This is a genomic window from Streptomyces katrae, assembly GCF_000966975.1.
GTDB classification, from domain to species: Bacteria; Actinomycetota; Actinomycetes; order Streptomycetales; family Streptomycetaceae; genus Streptomyces; species Streptomyces katrae.
The window spans coordinates 1-6,334 of the sequence record NZ_JZWV01001151.1 but is presented as its reverse complement, the minus strand read 5'-3'; the positions used below and the strand labels follow the sequence as shown (position 1 = coordinate 6,334).

At 71.8% G+C, this 6,334-nt stretch carries 6 protein-coding genes; 3 read left to right on the top strand and 3 right to left on the bottom strand.

Going from position 1 to position 6,334, the window contains the following annotated elements:
* Positions 1 to 322 (top strand): BON domain-containing protein (locus VR44_RS34035; RefSeq protein WP_045951504.1); only part of this gene is annotated, 322 nt, incomplete at its 5' end.
* 51 nt (positions 323 to 373) lie between these two features.
* Here VR44_RS34035 and VR44_RS34030 read toward each other — a convergent pair.
* From VR44_RS34030 to VR44_RS34020, 3 genes are all read right to left on the bottom strand, one after another.
* The gene (locus VR44_RS34030) at positions 374 to 1,069 is read right to left on the bottom strand and encodes an SAM-dependent methyltransferase (protein WP_245692734.1); all 696 of its coding nucleotides are present in this window, start codon (positions 1,067 to 1,069) and stop codon (positions 374 to 376) included.
* A 401-nt stretch (positions 1,070 to 1,470) separates the two neighbouring features.
* Positions 1,471 to 1,776 (bottom strand): hypothetical protein, encoded by a 306-nt coding sequence (locus VR44_RS34025; protein WP_245692733.1) that lies wholly within the window; start codon positions 1,774 to 1,776, stop codon positions 1,471 to 1,473.
* A gap of 276 nt (positions 1,777 to 2,052) precedes the next feature.
* The gene (locus VR44_RS34020) at positions 2,053 to 2,727 is read right to left on the bottom strand and encodes a hypothetical protein (protein WP_045951501.1); all 675 of its coding nucleotides are present in this window, start codon (positions 2,725 to 2,727) and stop codon (positions 2,053 to 2,055) included.
* A gap of 400 nt (positions 2,728 to 3,127) precedes the next feature.
* Between VR44_RS34020 and VR44_RS34015 the strand changes: the two genes are divergently transcribed.
* Entirely contained in the window at positions 3,128 to 4,495 is a 1,368-nt protein-coding gene (locus VR44_RS34015) for an MFS transporter (protein WP_045951500.1), read from the top strand.
* Positions 4,496 to 4,508: 13 nt separating this feature from the next.
* The coding region (locus VR44_RS34010; protein ID WP_045951499.1) for a helix-turn-helix domain-containing protein at positions 4,509 to 6,334 on the top strand (1,826 nt) is incomplete at its 3' end.

Below are 6,334 nucleotides of genomic sequence, written 5' to 3'. Positions count from 1 at the left end.
CCTCATGACCGACCGGCACATCAAGCGCCTCCCGGTCGTCGACGCCGACGGCACCCTCAAGGGCATCGTCAGCCGCGCCGACCTGCTCAAGGTCTTCCTCCGCAGCGACGACGAACTCGCCGCGGAGATCCGCCAGAGCGTGATCAGGCGCCTCTTCCCGCTCTCCCACGAAGCGGTCAAGGTCACCGTCTCCCAGGGCACGGCCACCCTGACCGGCCGGGTCAGGGACCACACCCTGATCCCCATGGCCGAGCGCCTCACCCACTCCGTGGAGGGAATCGTCGACGTCCACTGCCGGCTCGAAGGCCTCCCCTCCGCGTGATCGCCGGACGGCCGACCAGCCGGGGCTTGGTTCTGTCGACGTGGCGTGTGCTCAGTTCTTGTGTGCGGTTACCAGAGCGAAGGAGAGGAATTCTCCACGGTCTGTGGTGAGCATGTCGATAACGGGCTGGTTCGCGCTCTGGCCGTCGGGATGGTGCTCAGCGCCGGCTCGGGCCCACAGCAGCCAGTCCTGCCAGGCGTCCTGCTGCAGCCGCGCGGAGGTGACCTTCACCAACTCGGTGATGTCCCACTGGAAGCGCCACCATTCCGCCGTGTGCCAGGCGATCGCTTCCCAGCCGACCACTTCCTTGATGTGGGGCGGGATCATCCCGAGTTCACGGATCTCCCGTGTCATGGCGGGAGTCGCCATGCCCAGCTGTCCCCCGGGCCGGAGGAAGCGCAGCAGGTAGGGCAGGAAGTTGTCCGCCGTACCGAAGTACTCGAAGGCGTCCACGCTGACGATCGCGTCGAAGCTCTGCTCCTCGAACGGCAGGGCGTGCGCCTCCGCTCGCACAGCCTCCACCTGGTCGCCGACACCCGCCTTGGCGAAGACCTGTGCCGCCTGTTCGGGGGCGATCCACAGGTCGGCCGCGACGACGTCGACTCCGTACTCTCGGGCCAGGAACACCGACGTGGCACCCTTGCCGGAGCCGAGGTCGAGAACCCGCATGCCCGGGCGCAGGTCGAGATCGTGGGCGAGGTCTTCCAGCAGCCACAGCGGGTTCGGCCCCATGTCGAGGTCGAGCAACCAGGCGGGGTCATACCGAGAGGAGCGTGGATAGCGGTCCGGACGTACAAGATCTTCCAAGGCAGTCACGAGCACGCACCCAAGCCGATCATATGCACGGCAGCAACCCGTTTTGGCCTTCCTGACACGGATACGCGGTCGCTCTGCCCCCGCACCGAGGCCCTGGACGTAGGCGCGCTCCGAGGGCGTCAGCGCACACGGTACGACCACTCGTGGACGGCCGCTACGTCACGGCCGACGCTCCACCAGTACCTGGCCCCACGAGCCGCACCCGCCAGTCCGTCATCGGCCAAAGCCGCTTCCACATCGGGCCACCGCTCGGTCAGCCGGTCAGCACGGCACGCCCGCACCATCCTCCAGTGCCACCATCAGCCCACCGGGCGGGGCCCCCGCCCGTCGGCTCATGAGTAGTGCCTCGGTTCGCCGGGGCGCTCGAAGTAGAAGCCCAGCGGCCCTTCAGGTTCCGGGGAACCGTCACACGGGCAGGACCGGCCCCCGCCTTCCACCAGCGCACTACCGTCAAGAACAGGCTTGCCGTCGAAGCGCCGCCCGACAGAGCCGAACAGGTGCGTACCCCGGCCGAGCCGCATCAGCCCCGCGACCACGCCCCACGGCGGGACGGCCAGTCCGCCCGACACCAGCGGAACAAGTAGGAACAGGTTGCTCTTCTCCCGTGCGCTCGGGCCGGTCCACAACGCGACGATCACTGCCGCGTCCTGCGGCTCGGGAACACAGCCGCGGACGTAGTACGGCCTGGCGACGGGAGTGTCCGTGTAGTGCCGGAGGGCGGCGGAGACAGCACGAAGTGCGCGAGCGAGGCAGCCCTCGGAGCAGGTCAGTTGACCCATGACGGACATTTCCACATCCCCCGGTAGTAGGCCGTGATGATGGCGGGCTGCCGACGGGGCAAACGGGTGACGGGGGGACGTAGCTGCATCCTCGCCTCCCTCACTCACCGTAGTGATGAGGCGGACACGTATCCGTCAGGCCCACTCAGTCAGGTCGTAGACGGCTTCGCAGAGAGGGTCGTGGGCGTCGTGGGTTTGGTGAGCGGCCAGGGTCGTGGGTTCTTCCGGGTTCAGGAGGGCGATGAGTTTGGTCGAGGCCCACCACTGGACCGGGCGCAGCCTTCCGTCGTCGGACAAGGGAAGATCGACGCCGATGGTGCGGCCCTCATGGTCGAGGTAGACACGGACGACGCCGGGGTGGTGGTAATCGAAGCCCGTCAGGACATACAGCTCGGGGGCCGCGGAGGGCGTCGCACCGTGCCAGAGGGGGTCGCCGGCGAGGTCGGCGACGAGGTAGTCGATGCCGTCGTCCAGGGTGACCTCGGCCGCTTCGGGAACGACCGAACCGACCAACTCCGCCACGTCGACGTACGGAATCCCCTGTCGCTCGGCGGCAACGGGCACGGTTCCCACGGCCAGTCCGCCCGCTGTACGGCGCAGAGCGCCGACGTACCACCAACTGCCGTGCTTGCGGCCGAAGCTGGTCGGCAGGTCCACGAGGACGTTCTGCCCGGCGGCGTCGGCAAGACGGATGCGGATGTGCTCCCCGTCCGGCCGTACCAGCGCGCGGATGCGCCAGTCGGTGGCCGGGAGGGGGACGCCGACGAACCGGCGCAGTACCAGAAGGGCCTCGGTGAAGTGGTCGTCCATGGGTGCGCTCTCGCCGATCTCGTCCAGTCGCCAGTGCGGGTCGTCGTCACAAGTCGTCGACCCAGTCGGGGCAGACGGTCTGACCCACGCAGTACAGGTTGTACCCGCCCGCACGGTCGTCATCAGAGGATTCGGCACTCACCTCACCCATACGGCTACGCCATCGCTCCGCGCCCTGCGGCCGGCCCCATGACCGCTTCGGGAGGCGGCTAGCGATGTGCCGCAGGGCGCGTTCGAGGGGGTGATTCCGGCAGTGGAGATGAGTCAGCGGTGGTTGTGTGGTGGTGGAGCACACAAGACGGGGCTTGATTGTGATGGGTCGCCACATATGCCGTTGACCTGGGGACTTCTACGTTGTGGCGACACCGACGTCCCCGCAGACCCCCTGGAAGTGGTGCACATGGTCTCCCCCGCAGCGAACAGAACGAGCCCCTCAGGCATACGCAGGATCGTTGCCGCCAGTCTCGTCGGGACCACCATCGAGTGGTACGACTTCTTCCTCTACGGGTCCGCCGCCGCGCTCGTCTTCAATACCCTGTTCTTTCCCGCCGGGGATCCCCTCGTCGGGACCCTGCTGGCGTTCCTCACCTATGCCGTCGGGTTTGCCGCGCGGCCGCTCGGCGGGGTGGTGTTCGGGCATTTCGGGGACCGGATCGGGCGCAAGCGGCTGTTGGTGGTGAGTCTGCTGATGATGGGCGGGGCCACCTTCGCCATCGGGCTGCTGCCCACCTACGCGAGTGTCGGCGCTCTCGCGCCCGTGCTGCTGACCCTGCTGCGGCTGGTGCAGGGGTTCGCGCTGGGCGGGGAGTGGGGCGGGGCCGTGTTGCTGGTCGCCGAGCACGGGGACGACCGCAGCCGGGGGTTCTGGGCCTCGTGGCCGCAGGCCGGGGCGCCCGGTGGGAACCTCCTGGCGACCGGGGTGCTGGCGCTGCTGGCGGCCGTGCAGTCGGACGAGGCGTTCCTGGCCTGGGGGTGGCGGGTGCCGTTCCTGCTGTCCGGGGTGCTGGTGGTGGTCGGGCTGTGGATCCGGGTCTCGGTCTCGGAGTCGCCGGCGTTCCTGGAGGCGCGGGCCCGGGCGGAGGCCGAGGAGGCGGCGGGGCTGCGGCAGCGGCCGCCGGTGGTGGAGGTGTTCCGGTCGCACGGGCGGGACGTGGTGACGGCCATCGGGGTGCGGCTGGGGGAGAACGTCTCCTACTACGTTCTGACCGCGTTCCTGCTGGTGTACGTCACCGTGCACCTGCACCTGCCGAAGTCGGACGCCCTGAACGCGGTGCTGATCGGCTCGGCCGTGCACTTCGTGACGATCCCGCTGTGGGGCGCGCTGTCGGACCGTATCGGGCGGCGGGCGGTGACGCTGGTGGGGGCGGTCGGGATGGCCGGGTGGGCGTTCGCGTTCTTCGCGCTGCTCGACTCGCGGTCTTTCGGGGTGATCGCCGTCGCCGTCACGGCGGGGCTGCTGCTGCACGGGGCGATGTACGGTCCGCAGGCCGCGTTCATCTCGGAGATGTTCGACACCCGGGTGCGGTACTCGGGGGCGTCGATGGGCTCCCAGCTGGCCTCCCTGCTCGGCGGGGCGCTCGCGCCGATCGTCGCCGTCGAGCTGCTGAAGGACTACGGCTCGTCCGTGCCGGTGTCGGTGTACCTGTGCGCGGCGGCTCTGGTGACGGCGGTGGCCGCGCTGGCCGCCCGGGAGACCAGGGGCCGCAGCCTCGACGGGGCCCGGAAGGCCGCGCCGGCGGCCTCGGCCGGTGCTCCGAGCGGGCGTTGAGCGGGCGGCCCGTATGCTCGGCGGCGTGACCGACGCGAGACTGCGGGAGCTGCTCGGGCTGCTGGCCCAGGGCGCGCCGGCCGAGGAGTTCTCCCGGCCGGTCGCGTCCGCGCGTGCGGCGGGCGCCTCCGCCGCCGAGCTGGCCGCCCTGGAGGAGGCCACCGGGGTGGCCCTGGAGATCCACCGGACGCTGGCCCAGCACCGCACGCGCGAGGCGGAGCTGACCGCGCTGTTCGACACGGCGGGCGACCTGGCGGCGCTGCGGGACCTGGACTCCGTGCTGCGGGCCATCACCCACCGGGCCAAGCAGCTCCTGCACACCGACGTCACGTACCTGTCGCTGAACGACGAGGCCGCCGGGGACACCTTCATGCGGGTCACCGACGGTTCGGTGTCGGCGGCGTTCCAGCAGCTGCGGCTCGGCATGGGCGAGGGCCTCGGCGGGCTCGTCGCGCAGACCGCCCGCCCGTACGCCACCGGCGACTACCAGCGTGACCCCCGCTTCCGCCACACCGGTCCCATCGACAGCGCGGTCGGCGAGGAGGACCTGCACGCCATCCTGGGGGTGCCGCTGCGGCTGGGGGCGAGGGTGATCGGGGTGCTGTTCGCCGCCGACCGCAGCCCGCGCGAGTTCAGTCCGCGCGAGGTGGCGCTGCTGTCCTCGCTCGCCGACCACGCGGCCATCGCCATCGACGGGGCCCGGCTGCTGGAGGAGACCCGCCGGGCCCTGGCCGACCTGGGCGTCGCCTCCCGCACCATCCAGGAGACCAGCGACGCGCTGCGCCGGGCGGAGGAGGCGCACGACCGGCTCACGGGCCTGGTGCTGCGCGGCGGGGACCTGGGCGCGGTGGCGGCGGCCATCGGCGCGCTCCTCGACGGGGGCACGCTGGTCCACGACGCCGAGGGCGTGGAGCTGGCGCGCTCGCGGACGCGGGCCCAGGCTCCGCCCGCCCGGGCCGTGACCGCCTCCCGGACCAGCGGACGCGCGGTCGCCTCGGACGGCAACTGGGTGTGCGCCGTCCTGGCCGGCCCCGAGCTGCTGGGGAGCGTCACCCTGACCGGGCGGCCCGGTCTGGACGAGGCCGGGCGGCGGCTGTTCGAACGGGCCGCCATGGTCACGGCGCTGCTGCTGCTCCTGCGGCGGTCGGTGGCGCAGACCGAGGACCGGATCCGGGGGGAGCTGCTCGGTGATCTGCTCGGTCCTTCCGGTGACCCGGCGGGGCTGGCCGAGCGCGCCCGCAGGCTGGGGGTCGACCTGGCCCGTCCGCACGCCCTGTTCGTGCTGCACAGCGACACCGCCCCGCGCCCGCGCCTGCTCGCGGCCGCCGCGCACCAGGCACGGGAGCGCCGGGGTCTGGCGGGGGTCCACCACGACCACGCGGTGCTGCTGGCGCCCGCGCCGGGCACGGGTGCGGACGCCGCCGGGCTGGCGGCGGCGCTGGGCCGGGCCGTGGGCGCTCCGGTGACGGTCGGTGCGGCGCGGGCCGAGGGCGGTCCGGCGGCGCTGCCCGCCGCGCACGCGGAGGCGCTGCGCTGCCTGACGGCCCTGTGCGCCCTGGGCCGGGCCGGTGACGGCAGCACCCTCGCCGAACTCGGGTTCCTCGGCGTCCTGCTGGGCGACCGGCCGGACCTGTCCGGGTACGTCCGGGCGGCGCTCGGGCCCGTACTGGACTACGACGCCCGGCGCGGCAGCGACCTGATCCACACCCTGCGGGTGTACTTCGCCTCGGGCATGAGCCAGGCCCGGGCGAAGGAGGTGCTGCACGTGCACGTGAACACCGTGGTGCAGCGGCTGGATCGGATAGGCCGCCTGCTGGGTCCCGACTGGCAGTCACCCGC